We start from the raw sequence: 21,254 nt of genomic DNA, 5'->3' as shown, positions 1-21,254 counted from the left end.
TCAGTTTTTCTCTTCCTTCTTCACCACCTCAATGCCCAGCTCGGCCAGCGCGGCCGGGTTGGCAAAGCTTGGCGCTTCGGTCATCAGACACGCCGCTGCGGTGGTTTTCGGGAAGGCGATAACATCACGGATGTTGTCGGTGCCGGTCAGCAGCATGGTCAGACGGTCAAGACCGAAGGCCAGACCCGCGTGCGGAGGCGTACCGTATTTCAGAGCGTCCAGCAGGAAGCCAAACTTCTCGCGCTGCTCCTGCTCATTAATGCCCAGAATGCCGAACACGGTCTGCTGCATTTCACCGCTGTGAATACGCACGGAACCACCGCCCACTTCGTAGCCGTTGATGACCATATCGTAGGCGTTTGCCACCGCCTCTTCCGGCGCCGCTTTCAGCTCTGCCGCCGTCATGTCTTTTGGCGAGGTGAACGGGTGGTGCATCGCGGTCAGGCCGCCTTCACCGTCGTCTTCAAACATTGGGAAGTCGATAACCCACAGTGGCGCCCATTTGCTTTCGTCGGTCAGGTTCAGGTCTTTGCCGAGCTTCAGACGCAGCGCGCCCATCGCATCCGCAACGACTTTCTTATTGTCTGCGCCGAAGAAGATCATGTCGCCGTCCTGCGCGCCGGTGCGCTCAAGGATCGCTTCCACGATGTCCGCATTCAGGAATTTCGCCACCGGGCTGGTGATGCCTTCCAGACCTTTTGCACGCTCGGTCACTTTAATATAGGCCAGACCTTTCGCGCCGTAGATCTTGATGAAGTTGCCGTAGTCGTCAATCTGCTTACGGCTCAGGGCAGCGCCGCCCGGAACGCGCAGGGCAGCCACGCGGCCTTTCGGATCGTTAGCCGGGCCAGCAAAGACCGCGAACTCAACGGCTTTCACCAGATCTGCCACGTCCACCAGCTCCATCGGGTTACGCAGGTCTGGTTTGTCGGAGCCGTAGCGACGTTCCGCTTCGGCGAAGGTCATGATCGGGAAATCGCCCAGCTCAACGCCTTTCACGTCGTTCCACAGGCTACGCACCAGGGCTTCCATCACCTCACGCACCTGCTCGGCAGTCATGAAGGAGGTTTCCACATCGATCTGGGTAAATTCTGGCTGACGGTCAGCGCGCAGGTCTTCGTCGCGGAAGCATTTCACGATCTGATAGTAGCGGTCGAAGCCGGACATCATCAGCAGCTGTTTGAACAGCTGTGGTGACTGCGGCAGCGCATAGAATTTGCCTTTATGGACGCGGGATGGCACCAGGTAATCGCGCGCGCCTTCCGGCGTGGCTTTGGTCAGCATCGGGGTTTCGATATCCAGGAAACCGTGGTCATCCATAAAGCGACGCACCAGGCTGGTGATTTTCGCACGGGTTTTCAGACGCTGGGCCATCTCCGGGCGACGCAGATCCAGGTAGCGGTATTTCAGACGCGCTTCTTCGGTATTGACGTGGTTGGAATCCAGCGGCAACGCTTCCGCGCGGTTGATGATCGTCAGATCGGACGCCAGCACTTCGATAGCGCCGGTCGCCATCTCAGCGTTGATGTTTTTCTCGTCACGCGCACGCACGGTGCCCGTCACCTGAATGCAGAACTCATTACGCAGCTCAGAAGCCAGCTTCAACGCATCAGCGCGATCCGGATCGAAGAACACCTGAACGATACCTTCGCGGTCACGCATATCAATAAAGATAAGGCTACCAAGATCGCGACGACGATTGACCCAACCACACAGGGTGACCTGCTGCCCGACGTGGGACTGACGCAGCTGCCCGCAATATTCTGTACGCATGAGATATCCCTTAATTAGCCGCAGGCTGATTGTCGCCTGTCTCGCAGGCTACGATGTCGCAGCTTTCTGTATGTTACAACTGGATGAAAAAAGGCGGCTATTATACTGGAAATTCTGCCGCACGATAAGAGCGAAGCACGGCCTGACGCGCGTTTGCTGTACTCTTATTGCCTATTCTCACAAAAATTAACAAAATTATCCGCCCGATAACAGGCCATCACGTCGTAAGGTGTAGCGTAAGCGATTCATTTGACTGGAGTGACAATGTTGAAATTAGATGCCACCAAAACCGCCCTTGTGGTCATTGATTTACAGGAAGGCATCCTGCCTTTTGCCGGTGGTCCACACACCGCTGACGATGTGGTCAGCCGCGCGGCGCGTCTGGCGGAAAAATGCCGCGCCAGCGGTTCGCCTGTTGTTATGGTGCGCGTCGGCTGGTCCGCTGATTTCGCCGAAGCATTAAAACAGCCGGTTGATGCCCAGGCCCCGGCGCAGGCGCTGCCGGACAACTGGTGGACATATCCTGTCTCGCTCGGTAAACGCGACAGCGATATAGAAGTCACGAAACGCCAGTGGGGGGCATTCTATGGCACCGACCTGGAGCTACAGCTGCGCCGTCGCGGGATCGACACCATCATTCTGTGCGGGATCTCCACCAACATCGGTGTGGAATCCACTGCCCGTAACGCCTGGGAGCTGGGCTTTAACCTGGTGATCGCCGAAGATGCGTGCAGCGCAGCCTCTACGGATCAGCATCAGGGCAGCATGACCCATATCTTCCCGCGTATTGGGCGCGTGCGCAGCACGGATGAGATCCTCAGCGCGCTATGATGTACGTGGGCCTGCCCCAGTGGTCGCACCCGAAATGGGTGCGCCTGGGTATTACCAGCCTGGAAGCGTATGCCCGGCACTTTAACTGCGTGACGCGGCAATTTTAAAAATCACTAAAGAACGCCCAAGAGCATGTGTATTCTTTAGAATTATCAATTACATAAAATTCACTTCATATGAAAATCACCAAAGTTCATATGAGTAAAAATGTCCCACTCATGCCCCAAGCCGCCTCAAAAACAATTTTTTTGCCCCATCCATGCCCCATAGCTCTCTTCTGAAGTGCTATATACCTAACCGTTGACACTGTACAAATAACCAGTATAAATTCTCTTTAAAAATACAGTCGTTTCCGGAGGTCTTTATGTTCGTTGAGCTGGTCTATGACAAGCGTAATGTTGATGGTTTGGTTGGCGCCAGAGAGATTATTCTGGCTGAGCTAACGAAGCGGGTGCACCAGATTTTCCCTGATGCCGAAGTGAGGGTTAAGCCGATGCAGGCGAACGCCTTAAACAGCAACGCCAGCAAAAGTGATCGTGAAAAACTGAACCGAATGCTGGAAGAAATGTTTGATGAATCTGACATGTGGTTAACTTCAGAATCACCTACCGTTCGTCAGGTTGGTATTTGAGTTTTACTCAGGTAGTATTCCCGGCGATTGCTCGGGCATGAACACTGAGCAACCACCCGCCGCCCGTTCTTGCATACGACAGGCGGCGGTTTATTTTACGAAGCAGGCTCCTGTAAGGCCGCTTCACTCGATTCTTTCTGACGCTTATTCCAGATGCTATCCCCAGGCATGTCGAGGCGTACGTCGATCCAGCTGTTGGCCGGAACATCCATAGGAGCCCCCTTTGTTTTGACGATCTCCCCTTCATCGCTCAGCATGTATTTCCGCTTAAAAAGCCGAATCGTCAGCCCACCGCTTTCTGTCTGCTCTGCTTCAACAACACCCAGTTCCCCCATACCGCCAGGGTCCATTGGCGGCAGCAGCTGCCAGCCTTCTGATGCCAGGCCATCCGAACCGGTAAGAATATATACCCCAACTTCCAGCCGAGAGATTTTGATCCCTTCAGCCTCGGCGTTCGCCGTACCGCACCCGCACCAGACAAAACCTGGTTCATCTATATCAGTGCGTTGACATTCCTCCTGGCTTTTCACAATACGGGCAACCGGTGAAGCAGCCTTAAGAGTTCCGTCGCTGGCTTTGGTGGTATTACCATCATCGTAAACTTTTCGCCAGGCATTGAAACTGAGAGCCTCTCGAGTGCGCCAAAAGAAACCAATTTGCCCCCTGGCTGCAAACTGTGCAGCATAACCTGCATCGGTATGGTGAGATGCATTTATTCCAAAAAATAATGTATTTTGAGCTGGAGCGTCGGTCTGACTGGAAACGAATGAGGATCTACCTTGCCTTGCAATATCTCCCCAGGAAATTGAGTTTACACCTCCAGTGCCAAGACCCCATGCACCGTTAATCAACGTAACCCCGACTGTGGTGTCAATTGTGGAGGATTGAGCCTCTTTCGTTGCGCTACTTCCCAAACCGAGGTTTGTGCGAGCATCAGCGGCATTCTTTGCCCCGGTCCCGCCCTGCTCAATGCTGAGAGCTGTTTTCAGCCCTGAAAGGCTGGTAATGTCGCTGTTAGCCCCTTTCTTCGCCAGAGATTTTTGACCCGGCACGGTGACGGCAGTGCCGTTGATAGTGATGGTGACATCAGACGTCCCGTTCATTACATCAGCGAACCCACTCATGTAGCGCTGGTACATCGTGAAGGTTTCAGCGATATCCTGCGCCAGACCATCCACGCTCAGACTGTCACTCAGAAGAATGGCAAATCGGGTTCCGGCGGGAACTGCTGGGTTAGCCGCTGGCGTTACGGTGAGACTTGTTGCGCTGCCGATGGTGGTAATCTGAAATACCTGCACAGGGCTGGTCATTGCAATAACGGTACAGCCGTTACGAATAAGAGAACCAGCAGCAGTGAAGTTTGTGCCGGTACCTGTAAGGGTGTTTCCGCTGATGGCGATAGTGCCAGTGGTATAAATCATGTTTTCTCCAGGCAATAAAAAAACCCCGCCGGAGCGAGGTTGATTAAAAAGACAGTTTATTCAGACGTACATATCGGGTAGAACGGGAAGGTTCAGTGGCGTTACCGTGTCATTACCAAAAATTGCATACCGCTCGCGCCCAAGATATTTCCCACCCTGAACTGAAGCACTGCCGTTCTGTATTTTTATTCCAAACATTCGATACACATACATGCCATTTACTTCATGGGCCATCAGCCCGAATCTGCCCAGCGGAACATAGCCGCTGCCGATGCTCACGGCATTTTTCGAAGGCGTCCAGAGTTGATTGAGGTAAACGAAAGGCCGCTTTGTAGTCGAAAACGTGCAAGCCCCGGCTGCATTGAGGATGTTTAGCCCCGTGCCCGGCTGCGGCGCCACACCACTGGCGAATATGACAATATCTATCGTGCCGGTTGTCGGAGCGTCATCGTTGGTGGATGGAGGGCTGAAGAACCTGACCGTGTTGCCATCGAAATCGACTGTGTTACCGCTATTGCAGCGCCCAAAGACGATATATTTGGACTTGTCGTACCCCGCTATCGTGGGAACTGCCCAGCCGCCAGTGGGAACATTGACGGTACCCTTCCAGATACACTGCCCTGACTGCGTGGCATTGGTAATCGCCAGGAAGTCAGTACTGTCATCAATAAGCAGGCCTTCTCCTTTACGCTGACCAGGAGGAAATATCTGCCAGATGCTTCCGGGGAACGTGTACGTACTCTCACGCTCACTGATGCTCACATCCTTCATCGTGGAATTCTGCGTCACGCGGCCGCCGGATATGGTGACCGAGTTCATTTTATGAAGCAGCCCTGAATCAAGGTAAGCTGTCGCGTGCGGGATAAACAGCACCTGCGCCCCGGAAACATAACCGGCAATATCAGCGTACTTGGCTTTCTGGTAGCCACTGTCAAAGTTGGCCCCAAACGACGGGCATCGCAGGCCCGCAGTTATCTCCATGCGCTTTCCGCCGTCATTTAGTTCTATCAGTAGTCCTGTCGGCATTTTATGTCCACGTCCCCAGTACGATGCGGCCGCCACCCGGAATATTAATGGTTACGCCATTACCATTAATCACCGTTGTATTGCCGGAGCCATTGAAAGAAAAATTACCGTTTGTGGCGTAAATCGAGCCGCGAACGGTCACGTTGTTAAACGTCGCGTAGCCAGATTTGTTGATGTGCCAGCCAACGTTCCCGGTACCGTCCCAGGTTGAAGATTGGATATAGCTGCCGATCTTGGCGTTTCCAATCGTCCCGTCTCCAATAACCGTGTCCCGAATTATGGTCTGCCCATTCTGGATAACGAAAGGAAGCGTAACGGTCGCTCCGGCCTGGTGCGTTACGCCGAAGCGGTCAGCCAGGAAGATAACCTGCGACTGCATGCCGGACGGCGTATTCTCCACGCCGATCCCCATCCCTGCCGCGTAAAGCTGACCATTGCTGGATAACCCGACCTTGATGCTGTACATCGCCTTCAGGTCGCCATTGACGTTCGCAATGGTCTGCGCGTTGGTAGTGATCGCTGAAGTGTGCCCGTTGATGGTCGCCGTAATGCCGTTTATCTGCGTGGCCGTGGCCTGCTGATAATTGGAAAACGTCTGGTTCAGGCTGTTGATTTCTGCCTTGTTGCCGTTCACGTCAGTCTGCAAACTCAGCAGCGAACGCGCTGTTGCCTCCCTGTCGCTTGCCATAACATTATCAATACGATCGATGCTGGCCTTACTGTCACCGTACTGCGCGCTGAGTCTCACCTGCTGATCAACCTGCGCCAGCGTACTCGTTATTAGCGCGATGGAGTTACTCTGAATACCGCCGCTGGCCTTATCAGTTTGTGCACCCAGCTCTTCCAGGCGTGATGCCATTGAGGAATCGAGGTCCGTGACAACCTGGCTAAGGTCAGTGATTGATGCTGTATTCTGAGCACCTACAGCAGCTGCTGAATCAGCTTTGTCAGATGCGACCTGAGTGGCAGCCGTCAATTGACTTACCGCAGAGGCGCGAGCTTCAGTTTCCGTTGCTAACGCCTGGCGAACATCAGTAATACCCGCTTCATTCTGGGCAGTTTTCGCTTCTAGACGAGTAACATCCGTGACGCGTGCCTCCGTCTCAGTGGCGATCACCTCCCGGAGCTGTTCGAAGGTCGCAGAGTTAGCGCCCTGCTGGGCTGTCTGCCGCACGACAACATCAGCAATAGCAAGCGCGTTGCCGATGATTGCTTCTGCTGTCTGCTTATTCGATCCAACCGCCGCTGCAAGACCGTTTGCATTCTCTTTGATTGCATCAGCCAGTTCTGCGAACTTTTCACTGCTCTCCACCGCGCTCTCGATCAGGTCTTTGAACGTATCGGAACCTTTCATGTCCTCAAGAATGGCATCGGTGATATCGGATACATCGATGCTGGCCTGCCCGCGCACAAACTCTGTATACCCTGATTCGTTTCCGCTGCGGTCCACCAGCTGCGCGCGGTACCAGAAAATTTGCCCTGCCTTAAGGCCCATCTGCTGATACTTGCGCTGCGGATAGGGTACGTCTGCCAGCAGCATGGCATCGTCTTCCGTCCCGGTCAGGCTGTACTGAATTTCCGTCTTCAGCGTGTCGTCGGTGTTCGCCGGGAATCCCCAGCTCAGCTCGATACCGAAAACCACATTATCAGAAGCGATGAAGCCTACCGGTTTCGGCGGATTGCCCACTTTGCCGGTTAGCGCCACCTCATCCGAGAAGCTCCAGACGCTGGATGCGTCCATCGCATTAACGGCGCGCACGCGCACCAGGTAGCGGCCAGCGTAAATCCCCGGCACCTCAAAGCCCTGAGTTGAGGTGCGCGGCACACTGACCCAGTTGCCGGAATCTTTTCGCCACTCAGCCTCATAAGCTATCGCACCGGAAACGGAATCCCACGCCACGCGCATCGTGGTGACAGCAATCCCCTGGCTGACCTGCGAGTAACTGTCGATTGAGACATTATCCGGGGGTGCCTGCACACCCGGTGGAATGACGCTGATCGGGCGCTCATCGAGGCGGGCACCATGATCCACAGCGAAGTAGAGATCGGGGTTGTACGTTGTGCCGGTGACCGCATAGGTGCCGTCGTTGTTGTCGGTGACGCCCGTTACGCGAAACAGCGCCATATACAGATCGTCAGCCTCGACTGCCCAGTTGCTTTCCGCTTCCGGCGTCTCACTCCAGGGGGTGGTGACGGTAACCATTTCACCATTAACAGCCTGGACGGTGCGCGCCTGCGCAGATCCGGACGGCAGGTTGACGAACAGGCGATCGCCTGGTTTGACGTCGGCTGCACGGTCAAGCTTAACGGTGCGCCCGTTCACTGCACTGATGCGCCCACCGATAATACGCCCGGCCAGCTCATTCGCGGCCACACCAATAACCTTACCTACCGGGGGCACGTCCAGGCCGGTGTCGAACGTCACCACCTCGCCCGCTCCGTTCGTCAGCAGGATCCAGCGTCCGTGACGGTTTGCTTCTGACTGGCGATCGCAACCAATAGCCGTCAGCTCAATCTGGCGGTAGTCGTAGCGCATTGCCAGATCGTTGTCGTAAACAGGTTCAGGCGTGTCTTTGTAGTGATTTTTGGGATCGGACCAGTTAACCAGCGCCGTGGTGTAGCGCGTCGTCTCGCTGGGGTCGGAGAATGTAAACTTGCCGTTGACCACGTTGGCATGGTTGTAGATATGAGAGGTGTCGTCCGGCATATCCGCCAGGACATACATGCGGTTGTCGCCCCAGTAAGTCATACCCCGGAACCGTGCCGCCAGATCGCGCAGCACAGTCCATGCGTCCGCCCGGTCCTGGATGTACACGTTACAGCGGTGGCGTGGCTCCATGCCGCCTCGGCCATCAGGGATCAGCTGATCGCAATATTGCGCGATGCGGTACAGCTCCCAGCGGTCAAGCTGTTCAGAGCCAATGCGCTGGCCGAGGCCAAAGCGCTCGCTCAGGACGATATCGTAGAAAATCCAGGCCGGGTTATCGGTCCAGGCCCATTTAAACGTGCCCGTCCAGGTCCCGCTGTAGGTGCGGGTCTCCGGATCATAAGTATCCGGTACCCGGATTATCCGCCCCTTCGGGCTGCACACCACCTGTGGGATGCCATTCGGAAACTGCCGGGCATCAAATTCAACGTAAAGCAGAGCAGTATGAGGGTAGCGAAGCTTGGCATCGATGATCTCGGTAACCGCCTGCACTTTCATCGTATCGACGACGTTGATGCTCGTGGCGTCCGGAGAGACGCGGCGCACGCGCAGCTGCCAGCCGGTGGTGGCCTTCGGCAGGTTTATGCGATGGCTTCGCTCGTAGAGAGTCGTCGCCTTGTCGTCCACGACACCGTTAATCACCGTCTCATATGCGCCGCCATCAACAGACAGATCGATGGCGTATTCCACACGGGTACCAACCTTGTCGCCGTTATCCTTCTGCCAGAGCAGGGTCGCCCAGCCTACGCGGACACGTACCGCTGACAACTGTGTGTTCGAAATAGAGCGGATATACGGAACGGCGAACTTCAGCTCGTAGCCAACAGTCAATTCGTTCTCGACGCCGGGAAAGCCCTGAATGTAAGACTGGTCCTGCACGCCGGATCGGAACTCCCAGACCACGCCGGGAAAGTTTTCCGAACCGTCGGCGTTCTGCAGCGGCGTATAAGAGGTTCCGTCCCCAAAAAAGATTGTCTGGCCGGTCAGCCCGCCGGCAAACTCTCCTTCGCCCAGGGCGATCAGCATCTTGGCGCGGGCTATCGACTGGGCGCTGTCCGGAGACTCAACCGGAGTGTGCCCCTTTTTGCTGCCACTTTTGCGGCCTTTTATTTTCGTGGTCATATTTCGCCCATAAAAAAGCCGCCATAAGGCGGCCCGGGATGAAAAGAGGATTACTGCTGGTCTTCGGTGTAGATGCCCGCCGAAATGATGGCCCCACCGATCTCGCGCTGCCCATACAGCAGCGGCACCGGGTTCCCGGCGGCAGTAGTGTTCACCGGACCGCCGAATGCGTAGGAGGGTTTATTGTCCGGATCCTCCCGCGAGCGCAGCCCGGCCACCTGCGGAGAAAGCATCTGAACCACGCCGCCGACGGCCATAGACCCGGCAGCGGCATACAGCGCACCCTGCGTGGCGGCAGACCAGCCGATCGGGTTCCACCAGGCAAAGGCAGCGATGGCGGCAGCGGCCACGATCTGGAACACGCCCGCACGCTTGCTGCCGCGAATGACAGGAATGATGCGCAGCTCGTTTCCGGCGCTGCACATCCCGAACTCGTCCTCCCCGATGTTGCGACGGTTGCGGAAGATAACGAAATCAAGGCCCAGCGCCCGCGCCTGGCGCATCCAGCCTTCAAAGCCGTCAATGGTCGCGGAGAGCGCCCGGAAAACCTCTTTCGACGTATCGAGCACGCGGTAATGGGTTCGCCCGAAGCGCTGCGCCATTGAGCCGCTCAGTTTAATCACGGTGCAGTTCTGCATTACATCAACTCCTGATGCCGGACAATTTTGATGGTACGGTCAAGGTAATAGCCCCCGTACGGCACCCGCTGGCTCAGCTGTCCGTACATGTGGTGCAAAAGCATGTTGCCCTCGAGCAGCACACCTGCATGGTTTGCCACAGGCGACTGGACCTGCATGATGACCACATCGCCCGGGTGCGGCTGCCCGCTGAACTCCCGGAAACCACAGTCGTACCAGTTATCCATATACAGGTTCTCGCCCTGCTCCCACCAGTGGCGCTCCACGCTGTAATTGGGCAGCGTGATGCCATGCTCTGTGCGGAAGTAATCCATCAACAGCGTCCAGCAGTCGGCGTGCCCCAGCACGAACTGGCGACCGGTCAGCGGACGATCGCCGCGGGGCATAATGGTGCGGATATCACCCTCAGGCCATGACGCGATCACCCAGGGCACTTCGGTGGCATCACACATCAGCATGTCGAGCTCGCTGGGCTGTGTGGTTGCTCCGTCGCCGGGGTGGCTGTGAACCACGGCCACCACCGTGCCATGGTCCTCCGCTGCGGCGTAATCCTCGGGGGCGATCTCGAACTGCTGACCGGGGGTGGCGGCGCGGTTCTCGCAGGGGATGTATTTTTCTACCCGACCCTTCTGGATAACCAGCCCGCAGCACTCTGAGGGGAAAGCTGATTCAGCGTGCGCCAGAATGGCGCTGATAGTTTTACTGCGCATGGTTAACTCCTCAGAAGGGAGGCGCCCGGCATCCCCCCAAAATCCAGCTCCTCGTTTTCACCGAAGCGCGGTTTGCAGCCGGTCGAAAGCAGGCCGGAACAGACGTCCAGCGCGGGGTCATCCACCTGATTACCGTCTTTATCGAACCAGCCGTTTTGTCCGGCATAGGTGCAGCCGTTACCGGTTTTGTACCAGCCCCGCATGCACCATGTGCACAGCGGCTGGATCTGGCGCGTCGGGATCTGCTGTCCGCGCAGGTCGGCGGGGCTGGACAGCTCAAACTCCACCGTTTCGTCATCGCCGCCGGATTTACGATCCACATAAAAGACCTGCTTACGCTCCTCCAGCGGGTCGGCATCCGGATTACCCTGCGAAAAATTGCGGGCATCCAGGTAGTGGGCAAAGGTTTCATGGATAGTGACCTTCGCCCGGGCCATGCCCTGGAACCGGCGACACAGCGCGCCGATGGTCCCCTTTATATTTGCCACGGTCAGCTTTGGCCTGGCGCTCTGGCCGTCGCTGCTGAAGGACAGTCCTTCCAGCTGGAAAGGCCAGGCGCTGTACTCCACTCCCTGCCACCAGAGCGATTTCGGGTCGAGAAGATTCTCGTCCCCTCCTGCTGCGGCAAGTTCGGCCTCGGTGTGTGCGATCGTCTCGTTGTGAAAGCGCAGGATGCCCGCGCCGAACGCCGAGCCGTCCACCTCCAGCAGCCTGACCTTCTCGCCGGGCTCCAGCTTCTGTACGTCTGATGAAATGCTCATGGATGAAATGCCTGTGTGAAAGTGGTGCTGAGGGTGTAGAGACCGGCACCGTGGGTAATAATATTGATGGACTCAGATCGGTAAAGGCCTGTGGACTCGAGAGGCGGCTTCCACTGAAAAGACTTCCAGCCCGCGTGCCGCTCAAGAAAAGCTTTTATCTCCAGGATATAGGTCTCCTTTCCGGTAAAGCTGACGTTCCATTGCGGTGTTCTGGGGTTGATACCATCGCCGGACACCTGGGCATATCCGTCCCCGAACTGTGCCTTACGAGTCCGGAAACTCGTGTCACTTTGTGCGCCAACACGCGGGCACCAGGTAAAGGTTTCTACGGCCAAGGTTAAACTCCTTTGATTGCCCGCCAGAGAGGTGTGCCGGGGCGGCTGACTTCATCGTTGACCGTGCGCAGGATCGCATCCGTCAACTGGCGGCCAGCGGCGCTGGCAATGCCCTGACTTGCCGGCTGCTGCGTCTGGGAGTTGAAATTGATATCACCGATGCTGACTGACAAGCCTCCACCCTGCCCCTGACCGGAATCCAGTGCCCGGACACCCAAGGAGCCGTCGGCGGCACGCGTCAGCGGCATGATCGCCTCCGGCCCGGCTTCACCCATCAGACCAGCGCCTTTAGCGAACGCGAACATGGTTGGACTGTTGACGATGCTGTTGCTGAACTTGCTCAGATCGGCGGATTCGTACACTCCGCCTTTGGCATTTAGCTTCACCCCCGCCGCCGCGCTGGCATAGGAACCTGAAGGCGTGCTGCCGCCCGCTGTTGCGCCAAAGCTAAATAGCGAGCCGATGCTGCTGACAGCGTTGGCTATTGCCATATTAACCAGTACAGTCTGGATAGACTTCAGCACGCTGACGCTCCAGTCATTCCAGGAGGCCTCGTTATCGTTGAGCATATCGACGATATTGCTGGTAATGCCGGACATCGCGCTCTGCATTGCGCTGGCAGCCTGAGAAGAGTAGTTCGTGGCGTCATCAACCCAGTTAGCCAGGCCGTCGCGCGCACCGGTTACCCAGTCGGCATCGAGCTGGTCTATCTGCTGGTAGTAGGATTCGTAGTTGCCGAGGCGCTCAGCCTGGGCTTTTTCGAGCTCACCAGTATAGCGGTCGTACTCGCCCTGGTTCCTGATTTCACCAGTCAGGTAACGAAGCTGCAGATCAGCGCGCTTTTCGTTAAATTCCCGCTCGACGGCCAGTCGTTCGCGCATACGATCCCGCGTTTTGTCACCCATGCCAGCACCAACGATATCGGCATTGAGGGTGGCAGCGCTGTTGGCATTCTCGCGCTGCAGATTCGCCACGTATTCAGCGACCTTGAGGTTATCCTCGTTGGCCTTTTTAACAGCATTAAGCCGATCCACTTCTGTGGCCAGCTGCTCGAGGCGCTGGCGCTGCGTCGCGTTAAGGCCCTCCAGCTTCCCGTCGGCGATATCAAATTGCAGCTTCTGCTGCTCTGTAACCTCAGCTGTTTTTTTGCCCGTTGTGTCGATCAGGGCTATCTGGCGAAGGTAGCTTTGCTCTGTAGCTTTGAAAGCGCCCTCAAGCTTTTTAGCTCCGGCGTCAACCGTTGGCTTGCCGTTTACCTCATTGACTCCAAGCGCAAATGAACCGGCTGGCGCTGTGGTGGCTTGAGTCGTGGGCGGGAGATTCACAGCATTTTTTTGTTTCGACAGCTTTTCACGCTGATCAATTAATCCCTTTAGCTCTTCGCTCAAGGTTTTTACGCTGTCATCCCCGCCAGTTAGCCAGCCAAAGAAAGACTCGCCTTGCGAATAGAATCCGTTCCGCCCTGAAAGGTTTCGCTGAAGATATTCAATACGTTCATTTATCTGATCGATATTTGACATATCGACATTGCCGCCTAAGGCAGCCATTCTATTTCCCGATGCCACTGCAAGCTTACCAGCCTCAGATGCCGCCTTTGCCATCCATCCCGCCAGCCCAGCTATCTGGCTCACAAGAGAAGCCAGCCCTTGCAAAACCGAAGGATCGGTTAAGATGTTTTTTACATCGCTGAGTGACCTATTCAATTGAGACAAGTCTACTTTTGCGAGTCCACTAGCGATTTCAATTTTCAGCCCTTTAACTTGAGCATCTATATCTTGAAAAAGCTCGTTGACTTTCAACAAGTCATTAATGGACTTGGCGTCAGGAGCAACGCCATAATCTTTAGCTTGCTGAATGAATGATTTTAATTTTTCATTATTATTATCAAAAAGCGGGAGTAGTTTTGATAAGTCATTACCAAGACTTTCAAGAATAGTTATCTTCCCGGCGTTAGTAGAGACTTTACTTAAAGCCTCACCAATAGCCAAAAGCTGTTTATCTGGGGTGGTTTTTGATAACTTATCTGCTGATAAACCCAACGCATTTAATGCATCAACAGCCTCACCTGATTTATTAAGTACAGCATCACCAATTTTATCGCCAATATCTTTGAAAATATCAGCCATCTGGTCGCCAGATACCCCGGCTTTTTCTGCAGCAAACTGCCACGCAAGGAGCTCTTGAGTCGATACGCGCAGAGATTTGGCCCAGCGATCAGTTTCAGTGATTTGATCAGAAGTGGATTTTAGCAAAGCAATGCCAGCAGCGCTTGCCGCTACCGCCGCACCTGCCGCAGCGACACCTACTGACGAAATAGCAGAACCGACAGCTTTAGCGTCGCTCTCTATTTGCTTGCGCCATTTCCCTGATGAGCGCTCGGCCTTCTCCATTCCTGCAACAAAACCGCCCACCTTGGCTATTAGATCTATCGTGAGGGTGCCAAGAGATTTACTAGCCATTTTTTCTCCAAAAAAAACCCCGCTAAGCGGGGCTCATTTAGCTATTTTGTTTTAGCCTATCCTCTAGCTGTCTCCTAAAATCCTTTTGCAGTTCAAAAGGCAAAGAACTTAACCATTTGTCAATCAGAGGTCTATTCATCAGCATGATATCTGAAACACTACTCTTGCTATATTTCCCTAAAAGCATGAGTGTTACCCTATCAATGGCTAAAATATCAAGACGGTCACCACTATCAGCATGGATAACGAAATATTCTGCATCGATGCGATCTAGCTCTGTGTAATCTACTACAGGCACAGGCCTTTTCCTTCTCAATGCTGAGACTATCAGGCCACCTAAGAACAAAAAACCTGCGATTATTACAAGATTCTGCCGTAGAGAAAGCAGCCCGAAATTAACAACATTTGTGCCATCTCCAGCAGGGACAGTCACATCCATTAATAGGGCATATATACCAAGTAACACACCAATTAACGAAAGAAGCCAACCAAAATTTTTCATTGCGAGATCTCCATCTATGAAGATCTAAATGTATCACAAATATTAACCTGCTTAGCTCCAAGCCTTCATTGCATCTTCCAGAGAAACAGGAGTTTCGGGTATGTGTGGAGCAAAATCACTGATACGAAATGCCGGGGCATCCTTGCCTTTGTTGACGTTCGCCAGAACGGACGAGATCAGCGCAGCGCCCCACTCCGTCCGCATCATCGGGTTCAGGCTACCGTATCGTTCCCGGTATTTCGCCCAGAGCTGCGACTCTTTGAAGCTGATCGCTTCCCGCGCTTCGGCGATTGTTCTTCCGCCGATGCCGTTGAGGACGAGCTCGCACCAGAACTCGTCTTCGGCGCTGAGCTGGTACTCTTTCCCAGATCGTTAACCTCCTGGATAGCCAGCAGCAGAGCGATAGTCAGCTGGCCATCCAGCGCGCCGCGCTCCGGATCAGCTTCGCCGGTAATGTCCGCCGGGGAAAATACCGGGTGCCCGGCTTCGTCGCAGATGGAGGCAGCAATACGCCCGGCGACGCCATCCACCCGGCCATTTGCCGCCATAACGTCGGTCATTGCCGAGTGGTAACCCATGGGACGAATAAAGACGGTTGCCTTGAGTTCCTGCTCGCCCTGTTTCCAGGTGATTTCCTTCTCTACCGGGCGGCCGGTGAAAGCTCCGGCCTGCTTCAGTGAATCCAGTGTCAGTTTCATGCTTAGGCGCTCGCTTTTGGTACCCAGACGGCAGAGCCGGAACGCTGGATAGAGGCAGAAGTGGAAACAACCGTATTGGCTGCAAAATCAAACGGGAAGTCGCTGACGTAGCCTTTGAAAACAAACCAGGTGCGGCTGTCAGGCAACGCCAGTCCGTCTACCGCCCCGCTCGTACCGCTGGCGGCTGCCGTCGGTGCGGCTTCACCATCAGACCAGCCAATTGCAAAGGTCAGATCCTGATCGGCTTCATCATCGGAAATCGACAGGTTGTAGAGCATGATATGGCTGGCATTTTTAGGATCAGCATTCAGCGTAAGGGATGCTGCGCCCGGGGTACGAAGCCCGCGTTTGTAAGTGCGATCGTTCTTTTCAGAGAGGCAGGTATCCTCAATCTGGTCAGCAGGGTTACTGCCTGGTGAAAACGCTGTAATACATTCCACTTCACTCACTGCGCCATTGGCGAGCAAATAGAGCTGCGTGCCTTGAGTTAATACAGACATGGGTTATCTCCGGTCATAAAAAAACCGGCTCAGGGCCGGTGAGAGGGTTATCGCTTCACTATCCAGTCCACGTCGAACGAATAGCGGTAGCGTCTGGTTTCGGGGTCTTTTTCCTGCCCGCCCCAGCGCGTGATATACGCGTGTGGCTCGATAGCGTCGCGTAGCGCGGCGGCAACAGCGATCACCTCGTCCACGGTGTCGGCATACGCATCAACCTGCAGGGTGAAGGAGTCTGCGTCGGGGCGCTGGTTCAGGTAGTTCTCCGGAGAGCCGGTCACGTTCTGCCACACCACGTAGGGATAGACCACGTTGTCATCCTGCTGGCCGAACGGATAGAGGCGCAGCGTGTCGCCGCCCAGCAGCGCGACAACCGGCGGGCTGGCGGCGCAGACGCTAAAGATCGGCGCAATCATGGAGGCACTCCTTTTTTCGCCGCGCGCTTGATGGCGCGGTCAATAGCCTTTTCGTATTCAGTGGCGAATACGTTTACCACCTCCCCAACACTGCTTTCAGCCGCCGGGCGCATAAACGGCTGCGCCCGAACATTCTCGGTACCGAACTCAATCAGTCGCCAGTGCGGCGTCGGCGCGTTCTCACCGAGATCGGGATGCTTCTTCAGGACAGCACCGTGAAGAACGCCGATCCGAAACCCCAGATTGCCGGTGGTTTTGAAGAGGCGGCCGTTCCAGCGCATCGCTACGTTGGCAGCAATGCTGCGGCCTGTTAACGGGTCATCAATCCTGGCGGCGTTAGCTTTCGCTTTTTCGACAATCACGTTACCAGCGCGCCTGAGTGCAGCCCGTCCGCCGCGACGGCGCAGATCGTCACTGACGGAGGATAGTTTCCCCAGCAATGCCTCAACACCGATGATGCTGAAATCTACGCCGTCAGCCATCGTTAACCCCCCGCGAGCATGGCAGCGTCAGATATTCCCGTCCGCTTTTATCGTCTTCCAGCACGCCCTGAATATCGTAAACGCGGCCACGGTAAAGAATGCGGTGCTTATCCGTGACATCATCACGCCAGCGGATAGTGATCCGAGTGGTTACCTCGCTCTGTCCCGCCTGCGCGGCCACAAAATCCCGCGCAGACAGATCGGTAACGTTAGCCCAGAGTTCGGCCTGGTCAGCCCATCCATTAACCACCGCGCCGGTAACCGGACTCTGCGTTTTAACAGGCTTCTGAAGCGTGATTCGTTTATTGAGTTTCCCCGCCTGCATGATCACCCCCTGGGCTTGCCGCTGAGGTAAGTATGCTGTGGAAGTTCAGCATCACTCTCTTCCACTACCATTGACTGGTAGATCACTGCCGTCAGAGCCTCGTTTGACTCCGCCAGTCGGTTCATCGCTGCTGTCTGGGCTGCCATTGCTGTCAGCAGCTGGTTTACCTGTTGCTCGTTCATAGGCGACTTTCATCCACTTTTTAAGCCATTCTCGCCGGGTGGCGCATCCGGAGCAGGCCATCAGTGCCACCGCCGGTGCTGTATCAGCAACGCCTCGACGCCCAGCGGCGTTTCCGCCAGATTCTGCGACGCGGCTTCGCGGTTCGCATACCAGTGGCCAATCAGCAAAAGCATTGCCGCCCAGATGCCGGAAGTAAAAAGAACCTCACGGGGAGGCTCTTTCTCTTCTGCCAGTGGCGTCAGCACCTCTACCAGCGCGCCATCGCAGAAATGCTCAACATAATCGACGGCGGCCGATGCGTATGCGCCGATAAGCGTATCTTCTGCGTCGCTATCAACCCTGAGATGCGCCTTTATCTGCGCCATCTGCTCCGCGCTTATTTCCACCTTTACCCCCGGTTTTCGTTTTTTCGGGATCTTGCGATTCTGCCTTTTCAGGCTCAACCTCTTCGGCCAGATGCAGTTTCACCAGCGACTCGCCAATCTCCTTTTTCACGACGCGGGTTTCGCCCTGTGAAACGGTGCCGAGGTGGTAGTGCGAGAACATACGGAGAGCTTTAATTTTCATGCGGTAAACGCGGCCATTGCTGACCGCGCCCTCGTGTTATGCGCCAGAAGAAACGGTCATGCTGCCGGTAACGATCGCCGCCGGACGGTAATGGGCCAAAGCCAGGCGTTCTTCGCAAAGAATGGTCAGCATGTTTTTAACGAAGTTATCGCGATCCTGGTTGCTGATCTCGATGGTTGCGTCCATGCGATCCCAGACCTGCGAGGCCAGCCCGAATGCACCAACGGTGAACGAGCCAGCTGCCTGCGCCGTAGTGGAAACCACCGGCAGCCCCCACAGCACTTTCGAGGCGAACGCCTGCGGGCCACCAAGGATATAGTTGCCGTTGGCATCCTTCAGCAGCGCAATGCGGTGCCAGTCGCGCGGGTTCAGAATGATGCCGTCCGCTTCGAACTCGCTCAGCGACACCTGGTAAATAGCGTGGGCGAGGATATCCGCGCCGTTGTCGCCATCCGCGTTCAGTGCCGTCTCATAGTCGGTGCCCACGGCATTCAGGCCCAGCAGGTTATCGCCGGTACCATCGCCGTTCAGCATCTGGTTTTCTTCCACCAAGGCCAGGCCGTACATCATGCGGGAGTTGATATAGGACTGAAGCGCCGGCGCATCATCCATGATCTGGCGGGACACCTGCATCCAGTGCGCGATGGTTTTCACGTTCGCCGTTTCTTTGGTGAAGGTGATGTTACTTTCCGGCTTCAGTGCGCCTTCGGCCACCGGCGCTGCGGCATTCGTGAAGATGTTTTCACGAACGTATTCCAGGGCGTTACTGGTGATGCGCCCCTGCGCCAGCAGGTCACGGACAGTCAGTCGACGCAGGCCCGGCGTCAGAATGCCCGGCACCTGCTGCGGCTGCACCAGCGCACCAGCAGAGGCCGCGCCAGAGCCCAAAGCCTTATCAAAGCTGGTTACTTTCGCTTTGGCACGGTCACCGTTCCAGTTTTTGATCAGATCTTCTGATACACGTTCGGAGAAAGACTTTTTCGTGGTCTGCTCAGGGGCGTTACCCGCCAGCTTCTGCTCGAGTTCAAACAAACGATTACCGTTCGTTTTCAACTCATCCTGAGCTTTAGTAAGGTCCTCCTGGAGCTTTTTGTTGATCTCGCCATTTTCGTTGATGGACTTACGCTGTTCTTCGATGAGCTGCTTCACTTCTTTCTGTGAACTCTCGATCGCTTTTTCCAGTACAGATAATTCAGTCATGTGTTGCTCCGTTAAGCGTTCCGCAGGTTAGCGGCAAAGGAAGTTATGCGCTGCGCCAGCGCGTCAATGTCGCCGCTACCGGACTCACTCCGGCCTGCGGACTTCACGCGGGCGATAAACGCCTGCGCTTCTGCGCGCGTAAGGCCGACTGAATCCCTCAGCCAGGCCTCCGCGTCACGAATGGATTTAATGCCGTCGATACTTTTCATGGCGGTAACGCCCGCCAGCTCGTTGGCCGGGAACGTGCAGACGCTGATTTCCCGGAGATAAGAGATGTTTTTGAAAATGAGGCCGGTGGTACCGACGCTGTAATCATCCGGGCCGACAGAAAACCCGACCGACATCCCTTCGACAGTGCCATGCTGCATGGCTGCTTTCAGGTCTTCAGCCAGACTTAGCCCCGGAGTGAGCTGCCCGCGCACAAACAGCCCCTTCTCGTCTTCGTGCATGGCATCCCACTTCCCAACCGGGATGGCGCGCGTCTGATGGTTAAAGAACATCGCCACCTTGCGGCTCTGGTTAGCGACCACGCCAGCGAACGCGCCGGGTAAAATGATGTCGCCATCCGAGTCGGTGTTGTTGAATACCGAGGCGTAACCTTCAAACGTTCCCTTGCTGCCGTCGCCGGTAAACTTGATTTCGGTCTGGTCGAACGCCAGCGTCTTGTGAATATCAGGCATCATGGCCCCCATAAAAATTAAGCCCCGTCAGTGCGGGGCTCTTTGTTTGTTCCGAGATCGGTAATAGGTACGTTCTGCGACTGGCGCGTCGCTACATCACCGCCAGGCAATGGCGGAAGGTTATCCAGTCGCCGCACCTCGTTAACGGTCCGGATGCCGGTATTGACCATCGTTTGCATGAATGCGGCGCGGCTCGCTGAATCACCGCGAAGCAGGCCGTCGAGGTTGTGCTCGGCGTGCAGCCTGCCCTGATCGGATTCTTTCACCAGCCAGCGTTCGATGCTGTATTCCCAGCGATCGAGATAGGGTTTAAGGGTGTACTGCAGGAAGCCCAGATTCTGCTGTTCAATGCCGCTGCCCCATGATGTTGTTTTTTCAACATCACCCACCAGATGCGGAGGAACACCGTAAAAGCGCGCCAGTTCTGCCACCTGAAACTTGCGGGCCTCAAGCATCTGCGCGTCCTGCGGTGAGATGCCAATAGGCTGGGTGGTAAATCCGCTCTCCAGGATCCAGAGGCGTTTTCTCACCGGGCCGCCGGCAATCTCCTTAAAGTTTTCCTCCAACTGCCCGCGCTGCTCTTTAGTCAGTACCTTGCCGTCAGTCATCAGGATTTGCGGCGACTTCGCGCCGTTGGCGAAAAACTCCCGCTGGTTATCTTCCATAGCGATCGCCACGCCAGCAGATTTGGCGCTGAACGCCAGCGGCGACAAGCCGACCAGCCCGTTAAAGCCGAAGCCCTTCAGGTGGAATATTTCTTTAGGCTTAAAGTCCACATACTCACTGTCGCGCCGGTAACGGTAGATGACATTCCTGCCATCGAGCCGGACATCCATATTGGCGCTCAGCAGTGGCAGCATGCTGATGACATCGCCGACGCTGTTTCGCTCCAGGTGCGCGTAGGCGTTGCCGTAGGCGCAGAGCTGCATTGTCATCGCCTCGCGAAACTCCAGCGCGGTCATGAAGTTGTTGGGCCGGAAGCGGAGCAGCTTCGCCAGTGGGTTGGTGTTATCGACCTTCTTACGCTGATCGTCGATGGTTTCAAAAACGTCCAGTGGTAAAGAGGCTGTGACGGTGGAGATGAGCCTGATACAGGCCCATACGGTGCTGATCGACATGTTGCGCTCATCGCTCACCACCGATTCCCCGACTGTGCCGTGAGCCGATGTGCCCGCCATCTGCGAGCCGTTATCCGGTGAGACCAGACGACCACCGGTCAGAATAGAGGCCATGCGCGCCCAGAATGGCGATCGCGTTCGCAGGTCAATGCTGTAATCGGTATCTGCCATT

Annotated in this window: 24 protein-coding genes and 1 pseudogene; 3 read left to right on the top strand and 22 right to left on the bottom strand. The window is 55.7% G+C overall.

The window, feature by feature from the left end; all coding sequences use genetic code 11:
• The gene (aspS, locus tag BH712_RS00305; RefSeq protein ID WP_006811038.1) at nt 1–1,773 is read right to left on the bottom strand and encodes an aspartate--tRNA ligase; all 1,773 of its coding nucleotides are present in this window, start codon (nt 1,771–1,773) and stop codon (nt 1–3) included.
• A 264-nt stretch (nt 1,774–2,037) separates the two neighbouring features.
• On the opposite strand from aspS, the gene BH712_RS00295 reads away from it, so the two are divergent.
• The 3 genes and pseudogenes from BH712_RS00295 (at nt 2,038) to BH712_RS00290 (ending at nt 3,235) form a co-directional block, all read left to right on the top strand.
• A complete protein-coding gene (locus tag BH712_RS00295; RefSeq protein ID WP_006811039.1) occupies nt 2,038–2,604 on the top strand; it encodes a hydrolase in 567 nt (188 codons plus the stop codon).
• Nucleotides 2,601–2,696: pseudogene (locus BH712_RS25040) on the top strand (DUF72 domain-containing protein); the annotation flags it as partial. The gene BH712_RS00295 and the pseudogene BH712_RS25040, both read left to right, overlap by 4 nt.
• Before the next feature lie 272 nt (nt 2,697–2,968).
• On the top strand, nt 2,969–3,235 hold the full coding sequence (locus BH712_RS00290; protein ID WP_006811040.1) for a DinI family protein: 267 nt from the start codon (nt 2,969–2,971) through the stop codon (nt 3,233–3,235).
• Nucleotides 3,236–3,330: 95 nt separating this feature from the next.
• Here BH712_RS00290 and BH712_RS00285 read toward each other — a convergent pair whose 3' ends face one another.
• From BH712_RS00285 to BH712_RS00185, 21 genes are read right to left on the bottom strand one after another with little or no spacing between them, the layout of a single operon-like run.
• On the bottom strand, nt 3,331–4,656 hold the full coding sequence (locus BH712_RS00285) for a phage tail fiber protein (protein ID WP_071850015.1): 1,326 nt from the start codon (nt 4,654–4,656) through the stop codon (nt 3,331–3,333).
• A gap of 60 nt (nt 4,657–4,716) precedes the next feature.
• Nucleotides 4,717–5,682, bottom strand: coding sequence for a DUF6453 family protein (locus BH712_RS00280; RefSeq protein ID WP_006811042.1), 966 nt, complete (start codon nt 5,680–5,682; stop codon nt 4,717–4,719).
• 1 nt (nt 5,683) lies between these two features.
• The gene (locus tag BH712_RS00275; RefSeq protein WP_006811043.1) at nt 5,684–9,511 is read right to left on the bottom strand and encodes a TipJ family phage tail tip protein; all 3,828 of its coding nucleotides are present in this window, start codon (nt 9,509–9,511) and stop codon (nt 5,684–5,686) included.
• Between the two features lie 50 nt (nt 9,512–9,561).
• Nucleotides 9,562–10,149 carry a tail assembly protein gene (locus tag BH712_RS00270; RefSeq protein WP_006811044.1) on the bottom strand — a complete coding sequence of 196 codons (588 nt, stop codon included), beginning with the start codon at nt 10,147–10,149 and terminating at the stop codon, nt 9,562–9,564.
• The gene (locus BH712_RS00265; RefSeq protein WP_006811045.1) at nt 10,149–10,859 is read right to left on the bottom strand and encodes a C40 family peptidase; all 711 of its coding nucleotides are present in this window, start codon (nt 10,857–10,859) and stop codon (nt 10,149–10,151) included. The genes BH712_RS00270 and BH712_RS00265 overlap by 1 nt, the downstream gene beginning before the upstream one ends.
• Nucleotides 10,860–10,861: 2 nt before the next feature.
• A complete protein-coding gene (locus tag BH712_RS00260; protein WP_006811046.1) occupies nt 10,862–11,620 on the bottom strand; it encodes a phage minor tail protein L in 759 nt (252 codons plus the stop codon).
• Nucleotides 11,617–11,955 carry a phage tail protein gene (locus BH712_RS00255; protein WP_006811047.1) on the bottom strand — a complete coding sequence of 113 codons (339 nt, stop codon included), beginning with the start codon at nt 11,953–11,955 and terminating at the stop codon, nt 11,617–11,619. Before BH712_RS00255 ends, BH712_RS00260 begins: the two co-directional genes overlap by 4 nt.
• Before the next feature lie 2 nt (nt 11,956–11,957).
• Complete coding sequence (locus tag BH712_RS00250; protein WP_112778558.1) at nt 11,958–14,414, bottom strand: phage tail tape measure protein; 2,457 nt, start codon at nt 14,412–14,414, stop codon at nt 11,958–11,960.
• A 37-nt stretch (nt 14,415–14,451) separates the two neighbouring features.
• Complete coding sequence (locus BH712_RS00245) at nt 14,452–14,916, bottom strand: hypothetical protein (protein WP_006811049.1); 465 nt, start codon at nt 14,914–14,916, stop codon at nt 14,452–14,454.
• A 51-nt stretch (nt 14,917–14,967) separates the two neighbouring features.
• Nucleotides 14,968–15,123: a phage tail assembly protein T gene (locus BH712_RS25330; RefSeq protein WP_006811050.1), complete on the bottom strand. Its 156-nt coding sequence runs from the start codon at nt 15,121–15,123 to the stop codon at nt 14,968–14,970.
• A gap of 5 nt (nt 15,124–15,128) precedes the next feature.
• Nucleotides 15,129–15,614 (bottom strand): phage tail assembly chaperone family protein, TAC, encoded by a 486-nt coding sequence (locus BH712_RS00235; protein WP_006811051.1) that lies wholly within the window; start codon nt 15,612–15,614, stop codon nt 15,129–15,131.
• A gap of 2 nt (nt 15,615–15,616) precedes the next feature.
• The gene (locus BH712_RS00230) at nt 15,617–16,114 is read right to left on the bottom strand and encodes a phage tail tube protein (protein ID WP_006811052.1); all 498 of its coding nucleotides are present in this window, start codon (nt 16,112–16,114) and stop codon (nt 15,617–15,619) included.
• 47 nt (nt 16,115–16,161) lie between these two features.
• Entirely contained in the window at nt 16,162–16,527 is a 366-nt protein-coding gene (locus tag BH712_RS00225; protein ID WP_006811053.1) for a DUF3168 domain-containing protein, read from the bottom strand.
• Entirely contained in the window at nt 16,524–17,009 is a 486-nt protein-coding gene (locus BH712_RS00220) for an HK97-gp10 family putative phage morphogenesis protein (protein WP_006811054.1), read from the bottom strand. Before BH712_RS00220 ends, BH712_RS00225 begins: the two co-directional genes overlap by 4 nt.
• Nucleotides 17,002–17,334, bottom strand: a complete 333-nt coding sequence (locus BH712_RS00215; protein WP_032673907.1) for a phage head closure protein — start codon at nt 17,332–17,334, stop codon at nt 17,002–17,004. Before BH712_RS00215 ends, BH712_RS00220 begins: the two co-directional genes overlap by 8 nt.
• Before the next feature lie 2 nt (nt 17,335–17,336).
• The gene (locus tag BH712_RS00210; RefSeq protein WP_006811056.1) at nt 17,337–17,516 is read right to left on the bottom strand and encodes a hypothetical protein; all 180 of its coding nucleotides are present in this window, start codon (nt 17,514–17,516) and stop codon (nt 17,337–17,339) included.
• A 60-nt stretch (nt 17,517–17,576) separates the two neighbouring features.
• Entirely contained in the window at nt 17,577–17,882 is a 306-nt protein-coding gene (locus BH712_RS00205) for a head-tail connector protein (protein WP_006811057.1), read from the bottom strand.
• A complete protein-coding gene (locus BH712_RS00200; protein ID WP_006811058.1) occupies nt 17,851–18,084 on the bottom strand; it encodes a hypothetical protein in 234 nt (77 codons plus the stop codon). Before BH712_RS00200 ends, BH712_RS00205 begins: the two co-directional genes overlap by 32 nt.
• A gap of 36 nt (nt 18,085–18,120) precedes the next feature.
• Nucleotides 18,121–19,284 (bottom strand): phage major capsid protein, encoded by a 1,164-nt coding sequence (locus BH712_RS00195; RefSeq protein WP_006811059.1) that lies wholly within the window; start codon nt 19,282–19,284, stop codon nt 18,121–18,123.
• Between the two features lie 11 nt (nt 19,285–19,295).
• Nucleotides 19,296–19,964: an HK97 family phage prohead protease gene (locus tag BH712_RS00190; RefSeq protein ID WP_032673908.1), complete on the bottom strand. Its 669-nt coding sequence runs from the start codon at nt 19,962–19,964 to the stop codon at nt 19,296–19,298.
• Between the two features lie 17 nt (nt 19,965–19,981).
• Entirely contained in the window at nt 19,982–21,253 is a 1,272-nt protein-coding gene (locus BH712_RS00185) for a phage portal protein (RefSeq protein WP_006811061.1), read from the bottom strand.
• Nucleotide 21,254 lies beyond the last annotated feature (1 nt).

The sequence above is a fragment of the Enterobacter hormaechei ATCC 49162 genome, assembly GCF_001875655.1.
GTDB lineage: Bacteria > Pseudomonadota > Gammaproteobacteria > Enterobacterales > Enterobacteriaceae > Enterobacter > Enterobacter hormaechei.
The sequence above is the reverse complement of the archived record's forward strand: the minus strand, read 5'-3'. Positions and strand labels throughout refer to the sequence as shown.